The following is a 20122-nucleotide window of genomic DNA, read 5'->3' as shown; positions in this document are numbered from 1 at the left end:
CGTCAACCGGCGACGACGATGGGGCACCTGAGGTGTGCGGAGAGCGCCGTGCCCGCGTAGGGGGCTCGGTCGGCCCTGTGCCGGGAGGCCAGGGCCTGTCCGGCGGATCAGGGTCGGACGGACCCTAGGTGCCGTCGGGCGCCGGCTCGTGGAGGGTGATCGTCCCGGAGGGGCAGAGTCCGGCGGCCATCCGGGCGGCCGCGCGGTGGGCGGCGGGCGGTTCGGTGTGCAGGAGGAGCACGAGGCCGTCGTCGGGGTCCTGGTCGAAGACGTCGGGGGCGGTCATGGCGCACATGCCGGCGCCGATGCAGCGCTCGCGGTCGACGCTCAGGCGGGGCGCGCTCATTCGGTGTCCCAGGTGACCGGGAGGCTCTTCACTCCGTAGATGTCCGCGCTCTCCGGGCGCAGGGGGACCTCCTCGGCCGGTACGGCCAGGCGCAGGGTGGGGAAGCGGTCGACCAACGCGCGGAAGGCGACCCGCATTTCGACCCGGGCCAGCTGCTGCCCGAGGCACTGGTGGATGCCGTGGCTGAAGGCCAGGTGTCCGGCGGCCTGCCTGCCGAGGTCGAGCGTGTGGGGGTCGGCGAAGCGGTCGGGGTCGCGGTTGGCGGTGCTGTACGAGAGGAGGACCGTCGTGCCGGCCTCGATGGTGTGGCCGTCCAGCTCGACGTCTTCCAGCGCCGTCCGGTGGAAGGTCTTGGCGACGCTCAGATACCGCAGCAGTTCCTCCACGGCCCCGTCGGTGAGCGCGGGATCGGCGCGCAGCGCGGCCAGTTGGTCCGGGTTCTGCAGCAGGGCGAAGGTGCCGAGGGACAGCATGTTCGCGGTGGTGTCGAATCCGGCCGCCAGGAGGATGAGGCTGATCCCCCTCAGCTCCTCGTCGGTCAGGTCGCTGTCGGTGAGTTCGCTGAGGATGTCGTCGGTGGGGTGGGCGCGCTTGGCCGCCACCAGCTGCGCGAGGTATTCCTGGGTCGCGGTGTAGGCGGCGATCAGCTCCTCGTCGCCGACCTCTCCGCCCATGAACGTGTCGATCTGCTCCTGGAAGGACGCCCGGTCCGCGTAGGGCACGCCCAGGATCTCGCAGATGACGATGGTGGGGATGGGCTTGGCGAACGCGGTCACCAGGTCCGCCGGCGGCCCGGTCTCCTCCATGGCGTCCAGGCAGTCGGCGGTGATCTGCTCGATCCGTTCGGTGAGCATCCGCATCCGCCGCACGGTGAACTTGCCGACCAGGGGCTTGCGGTAGCGGCTGTGCTCGGGCTCGTCCATGAGGAGGAACTCGCCGGGCGGTGCCGGGGGGAGCTGGAAGTCGACGACGTTCATGAGGTCCTTGCGCGAGCTGAACCGAGGGTCGGCCAGGACCGCTCGCACCATGTCGTATCCGGTGATCAGTCGGCCGGGTTTGCCGCCGGGGTGGGTGCAGTGGCTGATGGGGCCGTGCCGGCGGGCGTCGATCAGCTCGGCGGGCGGGTCGAAGGGGCAGCCGGACCGGCGCTCCGTCGGCAGCGTCGTGACGGTGTGGAGGGAGTCGCTCATGACTTGTCCTCGTCTCGCGATATGACGTGTTCGGGATTACTCGAAAGCTACGTTGCGTTCATGGTCGCGTCAATCAGTCGAGCGTGTTTTTGCAGGTGAGAGGTGGAGAATTGATGCAATGACGCTGAGTTCGAATGCAACGGCGCGTTGCAATGAATGACGGCGAAGGCAATACTCGCGGGATGCCGGGGGGACGCCTGGCCCGGCAGGACCCAGGACCGTCCAGCGGGCGCGACGGGGCACGCCGACGCCCCCACGGGCGGCCGCACGGCCGGTCGGCGCGTCGGAGGAGGAGATCGTCGAACCGGCCGTCCACCGGCGCACCCTCCTGAAGTGACGGGTCACCCTCCTTCTTGCTCGTGCGTCTGCCTCCCCGCGGGCCGATCGGGCGCTTCTCCGCCGTCGACGCGAGCCAGGAACGCGTGAAGAGAGGGCATCCGGGCGTAAAGAACCCGCCAGGAACGTCGGAGGCCGTCCCGACCGGGCTCACGCTGAGCCGACACGAGCACCGAAGGAGTCCGCCCACATGACCGCTCCGACCACTGAGAAGGACGCCGTAGCCTGCGCCGAAGAGCCTCCTGATACCGGCGCACGGCACAAGCTGACGGCCGTCACCGGACTCGCCGCGCTGTCGCTCGACGCGATGGCCTCGGTGGCGTACGGGCCCGAGGCCGTCGTGCTCGTCCTTGCGGCTGCAGGCGGATACGGACTCGGCTTCACGGTTCCGGTGACCCTGGCCATCGCCGGGCTCCTGGCCGTCCTGGTCGCCTCGTACCGGCAGGTCATCGCGGCCTTCCCGGACGGCGGCGGCTCCTACGCCGTGGCCAGGACCCACCTCGGCCGCCGCACCAGCCTGGTGGCCGCCGCGTCCCTGGTCCTGGACTACGTGCTGAACGTGGCGGTCGCCGTCGCGGTGGAGGGCGACGCGAAGGACGAGCCGGCCGTGGAGACCCTCACCGAGGACTTCGCCCGGTACCAGGAGCTCCCGTGCCCGCGCCGTCGCCCATGACGCGAACGCCGACGAGAGCCGCTACCTCCTCGACCCGTCCCGGCGCGCCGCCTACGAGCAGAGCTTCCTCGAGAAGTCCCAGCAGTTGTACGGCGTCGAGGGCGCCGACCTGTCCTCGTACGGCGCGAAGCTCGCCGAGACCTGGGCGCGCCACCGTGCCGACCACGGGGACCGGGTCTTCACGGGCGAGTTCCGCCGCGAGCCGGACACCATCACCTTCGCGGGCGAGCGGGCCGCCGCCGAGCCGTACGCAGGCGCTCGTCGACGGCGCGGGGTGACGGGAGAGCGGCCCTCGTCCCGCGCGTCCGGCGCCGGTCCTCGCCGTCCGGAGGATCCGCGGGTGCTCGACGTGGTGCGCTGTCGTGCCAACTCCTGGGCACGGAGAGGAAAGTCGGTCGGTCGGGCCGGTCTTAGTTTTCGGGTGTGCCGAGCCGCGGAACGCGTACGGCACCGTACCGACTGCTTGGAGAGGACCCCTCATGTTCGACATCACCAAGGTGCAGGCCGCCCCCAGCGTGGACCTCCTCACGCCCGACAACTCGGTCATGCTCTTCGTGGACCACCAGCCGCAGATGTTCTTCGGCACCGGGAGCGGCGACCGCGCCGCGATCATCAACAACACCGTGGGTCTCGCCAAGGCGGCGAAGGCGTTCGACGTACCGGTCGTCCTGACCACGGTCGCCGCCGAGTCGTTCTCCGGGCCCCTGCTGCCGCAGCTCGCCGAGGTCTTCCCGAAGCACGAGGTCATCGACCGCACGACCATGAACGCCTGGGAGGACGAGGCGCTCGTGGCGGCGGTCAAGGCGACCGGGCGCAAGAAGATCGTCCTGTCGGGCCTGTGGACCGAGGTCTGCCTGGTGCTGCCCGCGCTCTCCGCCCTTGGGCAGGGATACGAGGTGTACGTCGTCGCCGACGCCTCCGGCGGCGTCACCCCGGCCGCCCACGAGCACGCGCTGCAGCGGATGGTGGCCGCCGGCGCGGTCCCGGTGACCTGGGTGCAGGTCCTCCTGGAGCTGCAGCGGGACTGGGCGCGCCAGGAGACGTACGGCGCGGTCATGGAGATCGTCAAGGCCCACGCGGGCGCGTACGGCCTGGGCGTCGTGTACGCGCAGAGCGTCATCGGCGCGCACGCGGCCGGCTGACCTCGGTGGACACCGGCATTCTGATCCTGCGTCTGCTGGTGGGACTGCTCGTCGCCGGGCACGGCGTGCAGAAGGTCAGTTCACACCTGGGCGGCAAGGGACTTCAGGGCGGCACGGAGGAGTTCCGCGCCGACGGCTTCCGCGGCGGTGCCCTCACCGCACTGGCCGCGGGCGGAGGCCAGATCGGCTCGGGTCTGCTGCTCGCCGCCGGCCTCCTGACCCCGCTCGCCGCGACCGGGGCCATCGGGGTCATGACGGTCGCCCTCACCGTGAAACGGCCCCACGGGCTCTGGGTGCAGAACGACGGATACGAGTACCCGCTCGTCCTCATCGGCACCTCCGCCGCCCTCGCCGCCACCGGACCCGGTGCCTGGTCCCTCGACGCGGTCCTCGGCCTCACGCCGTACCCGTTGTGGTGGGCCGCGCTCGCGCTCGTGGCCGGTCTCGGCAGCGGGCTGCTCACCCGGCTCGTCCTGCACCGGACCGCCGCTCCCGGCGAGCGCTGAGCGCGAGCCGCGCAGACCGGGTCCGGCCGCCCGAGCACCTCGTCCGGCCGCCCGAGCACCCCCGACCGGGCGGCCGGGCACCCCGATCGGGCGCCGGGCCCTCCCCTTCTCTTCCCGACCAGTGGACCAGGAGCACTCGATGGACACCACCACACCCACGCGAGGCGGCGGCCAGCCGCTGCTGCACCAGAAGGGCGCCGAGACCCAGACGTTCGGCACGCTCAAGCAACTGCCGATCGGCCTCGGTCACGACACCCGCATGTACGCCTGCCAGCGGCTCAACCGCGTCCTCGCCGACACGCAGATCCTCTACGCCCTCTACAAGAAGCACCACTGGCTCATGCGCGGGGCGACCTTCTACTCGCTCCACCTGATGCTGGACAAGCACGCGGAGGCCCAGCTGGCCATCGTGGACGCGCTGGCCGAGCGGGTCCAGAGCCTTGGCGGCGTCGCCGTCGGGGACCCGCGCCACGTCGCGGAGCTGACGGCGATCCCCCGGCCGCCGGACGGCGTCGAGGAGGTGCCCGTCATGCTGTCGAGGCTCCTCGACGCGCACGAGCGGATCCTGATCGACGCCCGGGACGCCGCCGCCCGGCTTGCGAAGGAGGGCGACGAGGGCAGCACCGACCTGCTCGTCTCCGACGTCATCCGTACCGGCGAGGCGCAGGTCTGGTTCCTGGCCGAGCACCTCGTGGACACCCCGCTGGTGCACGGCTGATGGACACGTACGACGTCGTCGTGGTCGGCGCCGGTCCGGCCGGCGAGGTCGTCGCCGACCGGGTCGTCCGCTCCGGACTGACCGCCGTCGTCGTCGAGGCCGAGGAGGTCGGCGGCGAGTGCTCCTACCGCGCGTGCGTGCCGAGCAAGGCGCTCCTGCGTCCCGGCGCGGCCCGCGCGGCCGCGCGGTCGGTCGAGGGGGCCCGGCAGACGGTCACGGCGGCCGTCGACCCGGCGCACGTCCTGGCCCGCCGCGACCGCTTCACCGCTCGCGGCGACGACACCGGTCAGGCCGACTGGCTGCACGGAGCCGGCATCGCCCTCGTACGGGGGCACGGCCGGCTCGCCGGAGAGCGCAGGGTGGACGTGACCGGGGCCGACAGCACGGTCCGCACCCTGAGGGCCGGGCTCGCGGTCGTCCTCAGCCCCGGCACGGAACCCGTGCTGCCGCCGGTCGAAGGGCTCGACCGCATCGGCGCGTGGACCAGCCGGCAGGCCACCACCGCCGACGCGGTGCCCGAGCGGCTCGTCGTCATCGGCGGGGGAGTGGTGGCCTGCGAGATGGCCACCGCGTGGCGCTCGCTCGGCTCCTCCGTCACCCTGCTCGTCCGCGACCAGGCCCTCCTCACCGGCTGGGAGCCGTGTGCCGGAGAAGAGGTCACCCGTGGTCTGACCGGCTCGGGCGTCACGATCCGCTTCGGGGTCTCGGCCACCCGGGTCGCCCGTGACGCGACCACCCGTACCGTGACCGTGGAGACCGACGACGGCGCCGCCCTCGCCTGCGACGAGGTGCTCGCCGCCGTCGGCAGGCGCCCGCGCACCGCCGGCCTCGGCCTGGAGACCGTCGGACTGGCGGCCGGAGACCGGCTTCCCGTCGACGACACCTGCCGGGTCACCGCCCTCGACGGTGACTGGCTCTACGCCGTCGGCGACGTGAACCGCCGTGCGCCGTTGACCCACATGGCCAAGTACCAGGCCCGTGCCTGCGCGGCGGCGATCACCGAGCGCGCCGCGGGCCGCCCCGCCGTCACCGGAGGCCGGCAGGCGTGGAGCGCGGAGGCCGACCGTTTCGCCGTCCCGCAGGCCGTCTTCACGCATCCCGAGGTCGCGAGCGTCGGTCTCACCGAGCGCTCCGCACGCGAGGCGGGCATCGCGGTACGGGCGGTGGAGTACCGCATCGACGACGTCGCGGGAGCCGCGCTGCACGCGGACGGTTATCGCGGCCACGCCAAGCTCGTCGTCGACGAGACGCGGGGAGTCGTCGTCGGCTGCACGCTGACCGGCCCGATGGCGACCGAACTCATCCACACGGCCACCGTCGCCATCGTGGGCGAAGTCCCGCTCGAGCGTCTGTGGCACGCCGTGCCCGCCTTCCCGACGGTCAGCGAGGTCTGGCTGCGGCTGCTTGAGGCGTACGGCCTCTGAGGCCGCTCCCGCCCGCTGCTCCACCACCCGACAAGGAAACGCACATGCTCACCACGAAGCGCACCCTCGCCCTCGGTCTCGCGCTGCCCGCGACGCTGGCCTCGCTGATGGGCGCCACCCCCGCGAGCGGCTCGCCCGCCGCCGGCAGCGACCGGCACGCGCCCAAGCCCACCATCGTCCTGGTCCACGGGGCGTTCGCGGACGCCTCCAGCTGGAACGGCACGATCAAGCGACTGGGCCGCGCCGGATACCCCGTCATCGCGGTCGCCAATCCGTTGCGCGGCCTCTCCGACGACACCGCCTACCTCCGGAGCGTGCTCGCCACGGTCGACGGCCCCGTCGTCCTCGTCGGCCACTCCTACGGCGGCGCCGTCATCAGCGGTGCCGCCGCGGGCGACAGCCGGGTGAAGGCCCTCGTCTACATCGCGGCCTTCACCCCCGACAAGGGCGAGAGCGCGGCCCGACTGGCCGCGAAGTTCCCCGGGTCCACCCTGGGCGACGCGGTGAACCCACAGTCGTACCCGCTGCCCGGCGGGGGCACCGGCACCGAGCTCGTCATCGCCCGGAGCAAGTACCACCGCCAGTTCGCCGCCGACGTCCCCGCCGCCGACGCGGCGGTCATGGCCGCGACCCAGCGCCCCGTGTCCACCTTCGCGCTGGAGGAACAGGCCCGGGAAGCGGCGTGGAAGACGATCCCCTCCTGGGCCCTGGTGGCCACCGCCGACAAGAACATCCCGCCGGCCGCCGAGCGGTGGATGGCCCGGCGCGCCGGCTCCCACACCACCGAGGTGGACGCGTCGCACGCCGTGCCCGTCTCCCGCCCGGCCGTGGTCACCGACGTGATCCTCGACGCCGCGCGCGCCACCCGCTGAGCCCCTGCACGTCCTACGAAGGAGAACCCCCATGTCGAACACCCCGACCCTCGAACCCGCCGCCCGGGCCTTCGCCGAGGCCACCGCCCAGCCGCCGTTCCTCCACCAGATCCCGGTCGCCGACGGCCGCAAGGCCGTGGACGACGTCCAGAACGGTGAAGGCGTCCCCCTGCCCGCCGTCGACGAGGAGTGGGTCACCGTCCACGGCGGCCCGACCGGCGACGTCCGTGCCCGGATCGTCCGCCCGCGCGGCGCCACCGGTCTCCTCCCCGTCGTCCTCTACATCCACGGCGCCGGCTGGGTCTTCGGCAACGCCCACACCCACGACCGGCTCGTCCGCGAACTCGCCGTCGGTACGGGGGCGGCCGTCGTCTTCCCCGAGTACGACCTCTCGCCCGAGGCCCGCTACCCCGTCGCCATCGAGCAGAACTACACCGTCGCCCAGTGGGTCGCCCGCGAGGGACACCACAAGGACCTCGACGGCACCCGGATCGCCGTCGCGGGCGACTCCGTCGGCGGGAACATGACCGCCGCCCTCACCCTCATGGCCAAGCAGCGCGGTGACGTCCGCCTGACCCACCAGGTCCTCTTCTACCCGGTCACCGACGCGAGCTTCGACACCGACTCATACCACGCCTTCGCCGAGGGCTACTTCCTGCGCCGCGACGCCATGAAGTGGTTCTGGGACCAGTACACGACCGAGGAGGCCGAGCGCGCGCAGATCACCGCCTCGCCGCTGCGCGCCACCACCGAGCAGCTCACCGGCCTGCCGCCCGCCCTGGTCATCACCGCCGAGGCCGACGTCCTGCGCGACGAGGGCGAGGCGTACGCGGCGAAGCTCCGCGCCGCCGGGGTCCCCGTCACCGCCCTGCGCGTCCAGGGAGTCATCCACGACTTCGTGATGCTGAACGCGCTGCGCGAGACGCAGGCCGCCGAACTCGCCATCGGTCTCGCCACCGACACCCTGCGCAAGGCCCTCGCATGACCGGGCCGTCGACGAGCATGCCCGTGGCGGGCCTCGTTCCCGCCCCGCGGCGGGAATCCGTACCGGCCGACCTCCTCGTCCGCAACGCGAAGGTGTTCACCGGAGACCCGGACCGTCCCGAGGCCCGAGCCGTCGCCCTCCGCGACGGCCGGGTCGCGGCCCTCGGCGACGACCACGACCTCGCCCACCTCGTCGGGCCGGGGACGAAGGTCGTCGACGCCCTCGGCCGCCGGGTGGTCCCCGGCCTGAACGACTCGCACCTGCACGTCATCAGGGGCGGCCTGAACTACGTCCTGGAGCTTCGCTGGGACGGCGTCCGCAGCCTGCGCCACGCGCTCGCCATGCTGCGCGACCAGGCCGGCCGCACCCCCAAGGGGCAGTGGATCCGCGTCGTCGGCGGCTGGACCGCCGAACAGTTCGCCGAGCGCCGGATGCCGACCGTCGCCGAGCTGAACGCCGCCGCCCCCGACACCCCCGTCTTCGTCCTGCACCTCTACCAGTCGGCGCTGATGAACCGGGCCGCCGTCAAGGCCGCCGGATTCACCCGCGACACCCCCGATCCGCGCGGCGGCCAGATCGTCAGGGGCCGGGACGGCGAACCCAACGGGGTGCTCCTCGCCGCCCCGGGCGCGCTCATCCTGTACTCGACCCTGGCCAAGGCGCCGTCCCTCGACGAGGCCGACAAGCGGACGTCGACGCGGCACTTCCTGCGCGAACTGAACCGCTTCGGGCTGACCTCGGCGGTCGACGCCGCGGGCGGGTTCCAGAACTTCCCCGACGACTACGCCACGGTCGCCGACCTCGCCCGGTCGGGCGAGCTGTCCCTGCGGATCGCCTACCACCTCTTCCCGCAGACGGCCGGGCAGGAGCTCGCCGATCTGAAGCGCTGGACCGAGATGGTGAAGCCCGGGGACGGGGACGAGTGGCTCCGGCTGAACGGCGCGGGCGAGAACCTGACCTGGGCCGCCGCAGACTTCGAGAACTTCTCCGAACCCCGTCCCGAACTCGGCGGGTACGAGCCCGAGTTCGAGCAGGCCGTCCGGCTCCTCCTGGAGAACGGCTGGGGCTTCCGGCTCCACGCCACGTACGACGAGACGATCCGCCGCGACCTGGCCGTCTTCGAGAAGCTCGCGGCGGAAGGCCTCTTCCCCGGTGGCAACCGCTGGCTCTTCGACCACGCGGAGACCGTCTCGGCCGACAGCCTGGACCGGATCGCCGCCCTCGGCGGCGCCCTGTCCGTCCAGAACCGGATGTCCTTCCAGGGCACCGCCTTCCGCGATCGGTACGGTGCCGAGGCCGCCGCCCACGCCCCGCCGGTCCGCGCCATGCTCGACCGGGGCCTGACCGTCGCCGCCGGAACCGACGCCACCCGCGTCTCCTCGTACAACCCCTGGGTCGCACTCCACTGGCTGGTGACCGGCAGGACCGTCGGCGGCACCGCGCTCTCCCCGGCCGGGAACCCGATCGACCGGGAGACCGCCCTCGACCTCTACACCCGTGGGGGAGCGCGGCTCACCGGCGAGCAGGACGCCAAGGGAAGCCTGCGGGAAGGCTGGTACGGCGACCTCGCGATCCTGTCCGACGACTTCCTGACCGTGCCCGAGGACGCCATCCCCGACATCGAGTCCGTGCTCACGGTCGTCGGCGGCCGGATCGTCTACGCGAGCGCGGAGTACGAGGGACTCGACGAGGCCGTTCCGCCGATCAGCCCGGAGTGGAGCCCGGTGGCCCACTTCGGCGGATACCAGTCGGGTCAGGGGGGTGCCCGCCAGGCGTCGCTCGTGGCCGAGGCCGTCGCCGAGTCCGAGCAGCACCGCCGGTGGCGCGTCGGGCGCGGTGCCGTTCCCGACACACGGCCGTCGTTCGTCGACCCCTGCTTCGAGCACTGAGAGAGATCCCCACGATGAGCACAGCCTCCCCCGCCGCCGACGGCGGCGCCCAGGCCACCCCGCCGGACGCGCCCCAGGGACGCCGCTTCGAACCGGACCTCCGGTCGATGACCCGGATCACCCTGCGCCCCATCGCCTCGCCCATGCCGCTCGGCTTCTTCACGATAGCCATCGCCTCCGTGATGACGGGCTGCCTGCAGCTCGGACTCTTCGACGAGGCGGCCCGTGGCGCCGTCGCCCTCACGGTGCTGCCGGCCTTCGCCCTCCAACTCCTGGTGAGCATCCTGGCCTTCGGGGCCCGTGACGTGATCGCGGCGACGCTGATGGCGGTGTTCGCCGGCAGCTGGCTGCCCTACTCGCTCATCATGCTCAGCGGCGCGGCCGACGGCCTTCAGGTCCTCGGCGTGTTCAACCTGGCACTGCTCTGCTTCGGAGCGCTGATGACCGCCGTGACCCGGCCCAAGCGTGCGCTGTGGTTCGTGCTGGTGGTCTCCCTGCCCCGCTGGGCGGCCACCGGCCTCGGGGGCATCACAGGCGCCGAATGGCTGACGCGCACGTCCGGTGCGCTCGGCCTCGTGGTGGCGCTCGTCGCGATGTACACGGCGTTCGCCCTGATGCTGGAGGACATGCGCAGCGAGGAGGTCCTGCCGATCGGCCGCAGCGGCCCCGCCCACCACGCCGTCGAAGGCGACCTGACCGTCCAGCTCCGCAACCTGGAACGCCAGGCGGGCGTGCGCCGCACGCTCTGACCGCGCCCCACCGACCGCACCGACCCCACCGACCCGGTCGCACCACGACCGCACAGGAGCACCCATGGAACCGCAGGTGACGGACCGGCCCGAGGAGTCCCGGTACGAGATCCTCGCCGGCGACGACGGCACCGAGACCGCCGGCTTCGCCGAGTACCACCTCTCGGAGGGCGAGATCGCCTTCATCCACACCGAGATCGACCCCCGGTTCGCCGGTCAGGGCCTGGGCGGGCTGCTCGCCCGCGGCGCCCTCGACGACGCCCGGACCCGCGGGCTGCGCGTCCTGCCGTACTGCCCCTTCATCCGGGGGTGGATCGGCAGGCATCCCGAGTACACCGAGCTGGTGCCCGAGACCCGCCGCGCCCGGTTCGGCCTCTGAAGCGCCACGACCCCGCCTCCGGCAATCCCGGCCACACACCCAGGAGTTCCCCATGCCCCGACATGCCCGCCCCACCGTCGTGCTCGTCCACGGCGCCTTCGCCGACGCCTCAGGCTTCGCCCGCGTCATCCCCGAACTGACCGCCGCCGACCTGAAGGTGGTGGCTCCGGCGGTGCCCAACCGCAGCCTCGTCGACGACGCCGCGTACGTCGCCTCGGTGGTACGCGCCGTCGACGGCCCCGTGATCCTCGTCGGGCACTCCTACGGCGGCGCCGTCATCACCCTCGCCGGCGCGGAGGACAACGTCCGGGCGCTGGTCTACCTCGCGGGCTACGCGCTTGAGGAGGGCGAGAGCCTGGGCGAGCTGCAGGGCCGCTTCCCCGACTCCGGCCTCGCCGACGCGCTCGTCTACACCCCGTTCCCCGTGGCCGGCTCCGACGAGACCGGCACCGACGTCTCGGTGGCGGTCGACAGGTTCCCCGCCCTGTTCGCCGCGGACGTCGACCCCGCGCTCGCCGCCGTGCTCGCCGTGTCCCAGCGCCCCCTGGCCGCCCGGGCCTTCAGCGAGAAGGCACCGGTCGCGGCGTGGAAGAGCAAGCCCTCGTGGGGCCTGGTCGCCACCTCCGACCGGACCATCAACCCCGACGTGGAGCGCCACGGCTACGAGCGGGCCGGCATGACGGTCGTCGAGGTCGACTCCTCGCACCTCGTCATGCTCTCCCAGCCCAAGGCCGTGGCCGAGCTCATCCAGGACGCGGTCCGGTCCACCGCCCACTGACCGAGGCCCGTTCCGGGGCCGTTCCGGGCCCACCCCGAAGGGTGGGCCCGGAACGGCGTTCCACGCCGCTGGCCTGGCTCTTTGCCTGAACGGACACACCGTATTCTTTCCTCGGGGCGGGGAGGAAAGAGGAGTTGTGGACGGGGATGAGTCCTTCGGGGCCGTTCTGCGTGGTATGCGGCAGCGGGGCCGTCTGACGATGGAGGAGCTGGCCGAGGCGTCGGGCGTGAGTGTCCGGGCCATCGGCGACATGGAGCGGGGGCGCAGCAGGGTTCCGCAGCGGCGCACGGTGGTGGCGCTGGCGGAGGGCCTCGGCCTCACGGGCGTGGAGCAGGAGGCGCTGCTGGCCACGGTGCGGGCGGCGCGTTCGACGCGCGCGGTCGCGGTGGCGGGGACGGCCGTGCCGCACCGATCGGTGGGTGACTTCACGGGGCGCGGACCGGAGCTGGCACTGCTCCGCGAGGTGGCGGAGCGGGCCCGTACCGGCGGGGAGGTGTCGGTGTGGGTCGTCTCGGGTCCTCCGGGGTGCGGGAAGACGACCCTGGCGCTGAAGGCGGCAGCGGATCTGGCGGCGGAGTTCCCCGACGGGTGTTTCGTGGTGGACCTGCACGGGGTGGACGGCCCCGTGGACACGGACGAGGCGCTGCTGAAGCTGCTCAAGGCCCTGGGCGTGTCGGACCGTCGGCTGGCGAAGGAAGACCCACAGGGCCGCGCGGGGCTGCTGAGGGCGCTGTTGGGCGATCGCCGGTGTCTGGTGGTGCTGGACAACGCCCGCGACGAGGCGCAGGTCCGTGCGCTGCTGCCTGCGGGCGGGAGGAGTCTGGTACTGGTCACCAGTCGGCGGCCGTTGACCGGGCTTGAGGATGTCGGCCGCCTGACGCTGTCGGAGATGGCGCAGGACGAGGCGGTCGGGCTGCTGCGCCGGATCCTGGGCGAGGAACGGGCGGACGCGGAAGCCGCTGCTGTGGCGCAGGTGGCGGAGCTGTGCGGGCGACTGCCGTTGGCCCTGCGAGTCGCCGGCAACTGGTTGACGGTCCGCTCCGGATGGACTGTCGACCACCTGGTCCGGCGCCTCGCCGACGAAGAACGCCGACTGGGCGCGCTCGCCGCCGGCGACGTCCGGGTCGAGGCGGCCTTCGAACTGTCCTACCGACAGCTGACCGACCAGGCCGCGCGGATGCTGCGGCTGTTGAGTCTTGTGCCGGGGCCGGACATGACCGCTGCCTATGGTGCCGCCCTGACCGCGACGGACGTCTTCGAGGCCGAGGACGTGATGGAGGAGTTGGTCGAGGCCGGGCTGCTGCAAGCCGCCTTCACCGGGCGCTATCAACTGCACGACCTGCTAAGGCTGTTCGCCCGCGCCCGATTGTCCCGTGCGGAGGAGCCCGGCGAGCGGGAGGCGGCCGAGGACCGGTTGCGCACCTGGCTCCTCGAGACGGCTGTCGTCGCCGGCCGCTGGTACAAACCCAGGTACGAGGCGCCGCCGTCCTCCTGGCTGGGCCTGGTGTCACTGGAGAGCGCCGAGGAGGCCCGCGTCTGGCTTCAGAGCGAAGCCCCTTCCTGGCTGGCCGCGCTGCGCGGCGCCGCTCGTCGGGGTGAGCACACCCGGGTCGCGGAGACCGCCCATGCCATGGAGTGGTTCTGCGATCTGTGGGTCCACTGGGGACACTGGCCCGAGGTCTTCCACTTGGCCGCCGAGGCCGCTACCGCGCTGGACGACCCGTACATGCGGGCCTTTCACCTCAACTGCCACGCTTGGGCCCTGACCACCTGCGAGCGACGCCACCGTGAGGCCATCGAACGGGCCGACGAAGCGCTGGAACACGCCCGGCGCGCACAGGACGTTCACCAGCAGGCCTCGGCGTTGGTGCTTGCGGCGAGCGCGTACCGGGAACTGGGTGATCTCCAGTCGCTCGTGGAACGAACGCGCGCCGCCGTCGACCTGTCGGAAAGCGCCGGATACTACGGAGTCTGGCCCCAGGCCATGCGCCAGTACGGAGGCGCTCTGCGCCTGCTCGGCCGTGCCGAGGAAGCCCTGACCCACCACCAGCGCGTCATCGCCTTCCTCGATGCGCCGAACTGCCCGGTGAGCGGGCACGTCGCCGACGTCCTCCGTGCCCACACGAATCAGGCACTCGGTCTCGACTGCGCCGCGCTGGGACGGTGGCGGGAGGCCGCTGACCATTTTCGCAGCGCCCAGGTCCAGTCGAGTCGTATCGGCATCGCCCACAGGGAGGCCGAACAGCTCCTGCATCTGGGAGAGGCCCTGATCGAACTGGGAGAGACCGAGGAAGCCCGCTACTGCCTGCGCCAGCTCCTCGCCCTCGGCGAAGCGGCCGACGGCAAGGAGCTGAAGGCCGCGCAGAAGCTCCTGGCTACACTCCCCGCCGGATGAGCGACGCCCCGGGAGCCGAGGCCTCAGCCGCGGTGCCGGTGCAGAGCGACGTGCACGGTGTCGAGTGCCTGGACGAGGGCGGCGCGGGCGGCGTCCGTGTCGCGCAGCGGATCGAGCACCATGAAGCCGTGGACCGTCCCGTGGTAGCGCATGGACACCACGGCCACGCCGGCAGCCCGGAGCTTCGCCGCGTACGCCTCGCCCTCGTCGCGCACCACGTCGGCCTCGCTGGTGACCACCAGGGCCGGGGGAAGCCCGGTGAGCTGCTCCAGGGACGCCCGCAGCGGTGACGCGGTGGCCTGGCTGCGGAGTCGTACGTCGGGCAGGTACTGGTCCCAGAACCAGCGCATGGTCTCGCGGCCGAGGAAGTAGCCGTCGGCGAACTCCTCGTACGAAGGGGTGTCGAAGCCGGCGTCGGTGACTGGGCAGAGCAGCACCTGCTGGAGCAGCCGCACCCCTCCGCGTTCCTTGGCGAGCAGGGTCAGCGCCGCCACCAGGTTGCCGCCCGCCGAGTCGCCCACGGCGGCCATCCGGCTGCCGTCCAGGCCGATTTCGCCGCCGCGCTCACAGATCCACCGCGCGACCGCGTAGCACTGCTCGACGGCGATCGGGTACCGCGCCTCGGGGGCGCGCTCGTAGTCGACGAAGACCACGGCCGCGTCCGTGCCGAGGGCGAACGCGCGCACCAGCCGTTCATGGGTGTCGGCGTCGCCGAGGGCCCAGCCGAGACCGTGCAGGAACAGCACGACGGGGATCTCGCCGACGCTGTCGGCGGGCCTGACGACCTGCACGCGGACGTGACCGGTCGGGCCGCCCGGCAGTGCGAACCACTCCGTGGAGACCTCCTCGTCGCGGGTGGTCTTCCCCTGGAGGCGGACGAGGTCCAGACGGGCCCGTTCCAGGTCCGGGTCGTGCACCGATGGCGGGCAGGTGTGCCGGGCCACGAACGCCCGGGTGTGGTGGTCCAGGACCAGGTGCCCAGCGGACGAAGGGACGAAGTCGGTCACACACGGTCTCCTGCCGGGAGGGCCTGAAGCGAAAGGGCGGTTCGGTGCACCGGGTCGCTGGCCGAGGGGCGGGACGCGGTGCGGCGGCCGTCGGGCCGGGGCACCGCCGCCGCGCGGGCACACGGGGGCGGCGCGGCTCCGAGCGGGGACCTTACCGGGTGGACGGCGGGAGGTCAGCCCCTGTGCGCTCCGTACGGTCGGCCTGGGCGGTGCGGAGATTGCGCCATTCGCGAGGGGAGACGCCGTACGCGGCGCGGAAGGCGCGGCTGAAGTGGGCGGGGTTGACGAAGCCCCACCTCTGGGCCACGGCGGACACGGTGGGGGCCGCCCTGCCACGACGGGCCAGTTCGCGGCCGCACTCCTCCAGGCGCCGTTGCCGGATGAGCTGCCCCACCGTGGTCCCCTCGCCTTCGAACAGCCGGTGCAGGTACCGGACGGAGATCCGGTGCGCCCGGGCGATGCGCTCCGGCGACAGGTCGGGGTCGCCCAGGTTCCGGTTGATGTGGTCGCGGACGCGCAGCACCAGATGGTCCCGCGCCTCCGCGTCCTTGTCGCACGGGTGGGCCCGCTCCGCGATCAAGGTGGCGAAAAGGTCGACGACGTTGCCGGCCAGCCGGTCCGCGACGGCCGGCGGATAGCCGTCGGCCGAGGAGGAGGCCAGGGTGGCCAGGAAGGGGAGCAGCATCGCGCCGAAGCCGTCCCCGGTGCCGATGGCGTTGCCGGTGACCTGCCGGAGGTCGCCGTCCGACACGCCCAGCGTGCGGCGCGGAAGCTGGAAGACGTGCGTGGCGAACCGCTGCGGATAGTCGAAGGAGTACGGCCGGGTCGTGTCGTACACCACCAGGTCGCCCTCACCCACCTCGGCCCGCCGGCCGTCCTGGACGAAGGTGGCCGTGCCGGATATCTGGACCCCGACCCCCACGAGCGCCTCGGACGACCTGGCGATCAGCGCCGGGGTGCGGTTGACCCGCTCCGCGTCGGCTTCCATGGTGGAGACCTGGAGATAGCCGAGGCGGTGGGTGGCGATCCGGCCGTCGAACGGCCCGTCGTCCCGAGGGGCGACCGTCATCGGCACCAGCGTCCTGCTCACCGCATCGTTCCAGTACGCGACCTTGTCCTGGTCCGGCACGGAGGCGGTCGTCAACACCAAACTCACAATGCTCTCCGCTCAGGGGAGTGACTCCGGGGGCGACGGGCGCGAGTCCCGGGGTTCCGCCCGCACCGAACAGCCAAACAGCGGACCGTCCCCGTCTCCAGGCAGAACCACAGGCAGGAACTTCGGCAGCCGACGGGCTCGACCGGTGCCGTGCGGCGGAACACTGCGCTCACGGGCAAGTCGGCGTGCGCGGCGCGACAACCGGAGGCGCTTCCCCGGCCGTAGCGTGGCGACATTCCGCTCCGCACCGAGGCGCGGACCAGCCACTTCGTATCGAGGAGACATCCCATGCCGTACATCACCGTGGGCCAGGAGAACACCACCGCCATCGACCTCTACTACGAGGACCACGGCACGGGCCGGCCGGTCGTCCTCATCCACGGCTTCCCGCTCGACGGCCACTCCTGGGAGCGGCAGAGCGCCGCGCTGCTCGACGCCGGCCACCGCGTGATCACGTACGACCGGCGCGGATTCGGGCAGTCCTCCCAGCCGACGACCGGCTACGACTACGACACCTTCGCGGCCGACCTCAACACCGTGATGGAGACCCTCGACCTGAACGACGCCGTCCTCGTCGGCTTCTCCATGGGCACCGGCGAGGTCGCCCGGTACGTGTCCACGTACGGCTCCGCCCGCGTCGCCAAGGTCGCCTTCCTGGCCTCCCTCGAGCCCTGCCTGCTCAAGACCGACGACAACCCGGAGGGCGTCGCCCCGAAGGAGTTCTTCGACGGAGTCGTCGCCGCCGTCAAGGCCGACCGCTACGCCTACTACACCGCCTTCTTCAACGACTTCTACAACCTCGACGAGAACCTGGGCACCCGGATCAGCGAGGAAGCGGTCCGCAACAGCTGGAACACCGCTGCCGGCGGCGGCTCCTTCGCCGCGTCCGCCGCGCCTTCGACCTGGTACACCGACTTCCGCGCCGACATCCCGTCCATCGACGTGCCCGCCCTGATCCTGCACGGTACGGCCGACCGCATCCTGCCCGCCGAGGGCACCGCGCGCCCCTTCCACAAGGCGCTTCCCTCCGCCGACTACGTCGAGATCGAGGGCGCCCCGCACGGCCTGCTGTGGACGCACGCGGAGGAGGTCAACACCGCCCTCCTCGCCTTCCTGGCGAAGTGACGTCACACCGTCGACCCGCCGGGTGACGCCGGATTCCCCGGCGTCACCCGGCTCCGTGGTTCCCGTGTCCACCGCCACGACGCACGGCCGTGCCGAGACCGCGTTCCGAGCACGCGCACCGGTTCACGCGGCGCGCGTGCTCGACTGCCATTCCCGGGGCGACATCCCGTACGCGGTGCGAAAGGCACGACTGAAGTGGGACGGGTTCGCGAATCCCCAGCGCTGGGCCACCGCCGACACGGCAGGTGCCGTCCGGGACGACCGGGACAGCTCCCGTCGGCACCTCTCCAGGCGCTCGCGATGGATCCAACGGCTCACCGTGGTCCCTTCCGGCTGGAAGAGCTTGTGCAGATACCGGACGGACATGTGGTGCGCGGCCGCGATCCTCTCCGGGGAGAGATCGGGGTCGGCCAGGTGCCGCAGGATGTACTCCTTGACGCGCACCAGCATGCCGCGGGCCACCTCCGACGCATGGGGGTTCAACCGGCCCTGACGTTCACGCACCAACACCGTCAGCAGATCCGCGGCGGTCATCGCGAGTTGCCGACCCGTGTACGGGTCGAACCCGGCGGCCCGGTCCGCCAGGTGTTCGAGATATCCGGCGACCACTCCGGACGTGCCGCCGCGACCGTCGAACACGGCCCCGGTGACGGCCCGCAGGTCGGCGTCCGACACGCCCAGCGCACTCTTCGGCACCCGGACCGCCGTGAAACGGAAGTCGTCCGGCTGCTCCCTCCGGTACGGCCGCCCGGCGTCGGAACAGGTGAAGGTGCCGGGCTGGACGAGGGCCTCGACCCCGTCCTGGGTGAGCCGTCCCGTTCCCCGGTGCTGGAGAGTGACGGTCAGGTACTCCCCTCCGCCCCGGGAGATCAGGGCGGCGTGCCGCGACACCGTCTGCGGGCCGGCCTCGACCACCGAGAACTGGAGGGGCCCGAGCCGATCGGTGGCGATCGTCCCCACCGAGGGTTCGCGCTCGTGCAGCACGACGTCCAGCGGAATGAAGGTGTCGGAGACCACGCTGTGCCAGTAGTCCGCCCGCTCGGACGGCGAGAGCGACAGTGTGGACAGGACGACGGGCATCGCGACCCCTCCGGTATGGTCGGGCGGACGCTCTCCGAAGAGCGTCGGGAACGAGGTCCATCCTCGGAGCGCTCGCCCCCGGTGCCATCAGTCACTCGACTGGTGCCCCGTCCCGTACCCGACTCGTCCGGCGCCCCGGCCCGCTCCCCTCAGGCGTGTCAGGAGCCGGCACCGTGTCCCGCGGCCGCCCTCACCGCAGACGGTCGCGCAGGAACACGGCACCGAGCCGGACCGCGGCCCGCGTCGAAGGACTGTCGCGCAGCGCGGTCAGGGAGACGAAGTCGTGGACCGTGCCCTGGAACCGTGTCGCGGTCGCGGCGACACCGGCCCGGCGCAGCCGGGCCGCGTACTCCTCCGCCTCGTCCCGGGTCGCATCGGCCTCCGCGGTGACGACCAGCGCCGGCGGCAGCCCCGTCAGCGCGGCCGTACTCGCCCGCAGCGGGGACGCGGTCGGCTCGTCGCGCTGCCGGGGATCGACCACGTACTGTCGCCAGTAGGACCGCACGGCCTCCCGGGTGAGCAGATATCCCGTCGCGAACCGCCGCTGCGACGGGCTGTCGCAACGGGCGTCGGTCAGGGGGTAGTACAACAACTGGGCGCGGATCCCCGGACCCCCGCGCGCCCGCGCGAGGAGGGTGAGTGCCGTGGCCAGGGTGGCCCCCGCGCAGTCGCCGGCGACCGCGAGCCGGTCGGTGTCGAGTCCGAGCGGTTCGGCCTGCCCGAACACCCAGGTCAGCAGGGCGTAGCACTCCTCGAGGGCGACCGGATAGCGGCTCTCGGGCGTGCGGCTGTACTCGGGAACGACGGCCGCGACGCCCGCCTGGCGCACCAGCTCGCTGACGAGCCACGCGTGCGTCTGGGCGTCGCCCAGCATCCAACGGCCGCCGTGGACGTAGAGCATGACGGGGGGCCGGCCCACCACGCCGGTGGGCCGGAAGATCCAGAAGCCGACCAGACCGGTGGGCCCCACGGGCGCCGCGTGGAAGGTGGCGTCCACGTCGAAGTCGTCGATCCGGTCGCCCTGGGACTCCCGCAGCGCCTGACGGGCGGTCTCCGGTTCCAGTTCGTGGAGGAACGGCGGTGCCGCCGAGGCGTCGAGGAGGCGCCGCACCAGAGGATCAAGGACCACGGGCGACGGTTGTCCGGCGGGCGCCTCCCACTCGGGGTCGGGCCGCATGCGTTCCGCCTCTCGTTCGGACCTCTCTGGGGATCGTTCGTCGCACGTCAGTTGTCGTGCAGGAGGTCCCGGAGTTGGTGGCGACTGCTGATGCCGAGCTTGGGATAGACGTTGTAGAGGTGCGAGCCCACCGTACGCGGCGAGAGGAACAGCCGCTCGCCGATCTCGCGGTTCGACAGACCACCCGCGGCGAGC

Annotated in this window: 19 protein-coding genes and 1 pseudogene; 13 read left to right on the top strand and 7 right to left on the bottom strand. The window is 72.3% G+C overall.

The genetic code is table 11. The features are described from left to right. Nucleotides 1–124 precede the first annotated feature (124 nt). The gene (locus CCN56_RS03665; RefSeq protein WP_086823529.1) at nucleotides 125–346 is read right to left on the bottom strand and encodes a ferredoxin; all 222 of its coding nucleotides are present in this window, start codon (nucleotides 344–346) and stop codon (nucleotides 125–127) included. Beyond that, the gene (locus CCN56_RS03660; protein ID WP_086823526.1) at nucleotides 343–1536 is read right to left on the bottom strand and encodes a cytochrome P450; all 1194 of its coding nucleotides are present in this window, start codon (nucleotides 1534–1536) and stop codon (nucleotides 343–345) included. Before CCN56_RS03660 ends, CCN56_RS03665 begins: the two co-directional genes overlap by 4 nt. A gap of 526 nt (nucleotides 1537–2062) precedes the next feature. Here CCN56_RS03660 and CCN56_RS03655 point away from each other — a divergent pair. The 12 genes and pseudogenes from CCN56_RS03655 to CCN56_RS03600 form a co-directional block, all read left to right on the top strand. After that, nucleotides 2063–2446 (top strand): annotated as a pseudogene (locus CCN56_RS03655) (amino acid permease); the annotation flags it as partial. A gap of 578 nt (nucleotides 2447–3024) precedes the next feature. Then, complete coding sequence (locus CCN56_RS03650) at nucleotides 3025–3687, top strand: hydrolase (RefSeq protein WP_086823523.1); 663 nt, start codon at nucleotides 3025–3027, stop codon at nucleotides 3685–3687. Nucleotides 3688–3692: 5 nt separating this feature from the next. Continuing rightward, nucleotides 3693–4193 (top strand): DoxX family protein, encoded by a 501-nt coding sequence (locus tag CCN56_RS03645; RefSeq protein WP_086823520.1) that lies wholly within the window; start codon nucleotides 3693–3695, stop codon nucleotides 4191–4193. Between the two features lie 139 nt (nucleotides 4194–4332). After that, a complete protein-coding gene (locus CCN56_RS03640; RefSeq protein WP_086823517.1) occupies nucleotides 4333–4911 on the top strand; it encodes a Dps family protein in 579 nt (192 codons plus the stop codon). Then, nucleotides 4911–6335, top strand: a complete 1425-nt coding sequence (locus CCN56_RS03635) for an NAD(P)/FAD-dependent oxidoreductase (protein ID WP_086823514.1) — start codon at nucleotides 4911–4913, stop codon at nucleotides 6333–6335. The genes CCN56_RS03640 and CCN56_RS03635 overlap by 1 nt, the downstream gene beginning before the upstream one ends. A 44-nt stretch (nucleotides 6336–6379) precedes the next feature. Further along, nucleotides 6380–7207: an alpha/beta fold hydrolase gene (locus tag CCN56_RS03630; protein WP_086823511.1), complete on the top strand. Its 828-nt coding sequence runs from the start codon at nucleotides 6380–6382 to the stop codon at nucleotides 7205–7207. 31 nt (nucleotides 7208–7238) lie between these two features. Beyond that, nucleotides 7239–8192, top strand: a complete 954-nt coding sequence (locus CCN56_RS03625) for an alpha/beta hydrolase (protein ID WP_086823507.1) — start codon at nucleotides 7239–7241, stop codon at nucleotides 8190–8192. Next, nucleotides 8189–10081, top strand: a complete 1893-nt coding sequence (locus tag CCN56_RS03620; protein ID WP_086823505.1) for an amidohydrolase — start codon at nucleotides 8189–8191, stop codon at nucleotides 10079–10081. Before CCN56_RS03625 ends, CCN56_RS03620 begins: the two co-directional genes overlap by 4 nt. Before the next feature lie 14 nt (nucleotides 10082–10095). Further along, nucleotides 10096–10830, top strand: a complete 735-nt coding sequence (locus tag CCN56_RS03615) for a GPR1/FUN34/YaaH family transporter (protein ID WP_086823502.1) — start codon at nucleotides 10096–10098, stop codon at nucleotides 10828–10830. 64 nt (nucleotides 10831–10894) lie between these two features. Beyond that, a complete protein-coding gene (locus CCN56_RS03610; RefSeq protein ID WP_086823499.1) occupies nucleotides 10895–11209 on the top strand; it encodes a GNAT family N-acetyltransferase in 315 nt (104 codons plus the stop codon). Between the two features lie 52 nt (nucleotides 11210–11261). Continuing rightward, complete coding sequence (locus tag CCN56_RS03605) at nucleotides 11262–11987, top strand: alpha/beta fold hydrolase (protein WP_086823496.1); 726 nt, start codon at nucleotides 11262–11264, stop codon at nucleotides 11985–11987. A gap of 136 nt (nucleotides 11988–12123) precedes the next feature. Further along, a complete protein-coding gene (locus CCN56_RS03600) occupies nucleotides 12124–14382 on the top strand; it encodes an NB-ARC domain-containing protein (protein ID WP_086823493.1) in 2259 nt (752 codons plus the stop codon). A 23-nt stretch (nucleotides 14383–14405) separates the two neighbouring features. Here CCN56_RS03600 and CCN56_RS03595 read toward each other — a convergent pair whose 3' ends face one another. Next, nucleotides 14406–15389 (bottom strand): alpha/beta hydrolase, encoded by a 984-nt coding sequence (locus CCN56_RS03595; protein ID WP_256961715.1) that lies wholly within the window; start codon nucleotides 15387–15389, stop codon nucleotides 14406–14408. Between the two features lie 151 nt (nucleotides 15390–15540). Next, nucleotides 15541–16536: a helix-turn-helix domain-containing protein gene (locus tag CCN56_RS03590; protein ID WP_306300584.1), complete on the bottom strand. Its 996-nt coding sequence runs from the start codon at nucleotides 16534–16536 to the stop codon at nucleotides 15541–15543. Between the two features lie 297 nt (nucleotides 16537–16833). Here CCN56_RS03590 and CCN56_RS03585 point away from each other — a divergent pair, with 297 nt between their 5' ends. Then, nucleotides 16834–17670, top strand: a complete 837-nt coding sequence (locus tag CCN56_RS03585; RefSeq protein ID WP_086823487.1) for an alpha/beta fold hydrolase — start codon at nucleotides 16834–16836, stop codon at nucleotides 17668–17670. Nucleotides 17671–17793: 123 nt separating this feature from the next. Here the strand turns inward: CCN56_RS03585 and CCN56_RS03580 are convergent, their stop codons facing one another. The 3 genes from CCN56_RS03580 to CCN56_RS03570 form a co-directional block, all read right to left on the bottom strand. Continuing rightward, nucleotides 17794–18750, bottom strand: a complete 957-nt coding sequence (locus CCN56_RS03580) for a helix-turn-helix domain-containing protein (RefSeq protein ID WP_086823485.1) — start codon at nucleotides 18748–18750, stop codon at nucleotides 17794–17796. Nucleotides 18751–18940: 190 nt separating this feature from the next. After that, entirely contained in the window at nucleotides 18941–19927 is a 987-nt protein-coding gene (locus tag CCN56_RS03575) for an alpha/beta hydrolase (RefSeq protein ID WP_086823483.1), read from the bottom strand. Nucleotides 19928–19974: 47 nt separating this feature from the next. Next, nucleotides 19975–20122 (bottom strand): helix-turn-helix transcriptional regulator (locus CCN56_RS03570; RefSeq protein WP_143664418.1); only part of this gene is annotated, 148 nt, incomplete at its 5' end.

It is taken from the genome of Streptomyces sp. NRRL B-24572, from assembly GCF_002156145.1.
Classification (GTDB): Bacteria; Actinomycetota; Actinomycetes; order Streptomycetales; family Streptomycetaceae; genus Streptomyces; species Streptomyces vietnamensis.
Note: the sequence above shows the minus strand (reverse complement) of the source record. Positions and strands in the feature narration are given on the sequence as shown.